The sequence below is a fragment of the Nocardioides sp. CF8 genome, assembly GCF_000389985.1.
Classification (GTDB): domain Bacteria; phylum Actinomycetota; class Actinomycetes; order Propionibacteriales; family Nocardioidaceae; genus Nocardioides; species Nocardioides allogilvus.
Genome location: NZ_CM001852.1, coordinates 4,108,641 through 4,109,727, shown reverse-complemented (window position 1 = coordinate 4,109,727; position 1,087 = coordinate 4,108,641). Strand labels below are relative to the sequence as shown.

Annotated in this window: 1 protein-coding gene; it reads right to left on the bottom strand. The window is 64.5% G+C overall.

Going from position 1 to position 1,087, the window contains the following annotated elements:
• Window positions 1-18: 18 nt before the first annotated feature.
• Entirely contained in the window at window positions 19-984 is a 966-nt protein-coding gene (locus CF8_RS20000) for an IS481 family transposase (protein ID WP_036491618.1), read from the bottom strand.
• Window positions 985-1,087: the final 103 nt, after the last annotated feature.

The following is a 1,087-nucleotide window of genomic DNA, read 5'->3' as shown; positions in this document are numbered from 1 at the left end:
TGTACTCGGCTGACAGGTTCATGACAGCCGGCTGATCGGGGGTAGTCCTCCGAGGGCTGAGTGGCGTCGTTGAGTGTTGTAGTGATCGAGCCAGGGATCAAGCGCGTCGGCTCGTTCGGTGTTGGTCTCGAAGATCTGGTGGTAGGCCCATTCGGTCTGGATGGTGCGGTTGAATCTCTCGACCTTCCCGTTCTGCCACGGGCAGTGGGGGCGGATGGTCAGGTGGCGAGCGCCGATGGCGTTGAGCGCTGCTTGGAAGTCGTAGGAGACGGTGTAGTTGCGGGCGTTGTCGGTGATGACTTCGCGCACGCTGATGCTGTGGCTGAGGAAGAACAGTGCGGCCCGGAGCATGAACGAGGCGCAGGTTGGTCCGGTTTCGTCGTCGAGGATCTCGGCGTAGGCCAGCCGTGAGTGGTCATCGACGGCGGCGTGGACGTAGTCGTAGCCGATCTTCTCGTGCTTGTGACGTTGCGCGGCGGTGGCGGCGCGGCCCAAGGCTCGCCAGCCGCCGCCGTCGGGGATCTTGCCGATCTTCTTCACATCGACGTGGATCAGATCGCCGGGATGGTCGCGCTCGTAACGAAGCGCGGTGGTCTTGCTGGCCCGGATGACTTCTCCGGTCAGCGGGTCGCACTCGCGCAGGTAGGGCACGTGGTGGCGGCGCAGGATCGCTGAGACGGTTCGCGGAGCGAGACCGAGTTCGGGACCGATCCAGTCCTGACCGCGACGTTCCTCGCGCCGGAGCTCGAGCACCCGTTCTTCGACGTCGAGCGGGGTTCTGCGTGGACAGTTGCGTGGTCGCGAGGGTCGGTCGTGGAGGCCGGCGTCGCCTTCGATCCGGAACCGGGCAACCCAACGGTGGGCACACTGGCGCGAGACGCCGAGTTCCTTCGCGACGTGGGCGACCGGTCTGCAGTCGTTGATCACGCGTGAGACGAGCAAACGACGACCGTGCAGATTCAAGCGAGCGTTAGCGTGGGCCACGAGGACCTCCTGGGCGAGTGGGTGACTTAGACATCTCCACTAAGCCGGGAGGTTCTCCCGTTTCACAAGACCCCCACTGTCACGAACGTCCCTGCCGAGTACA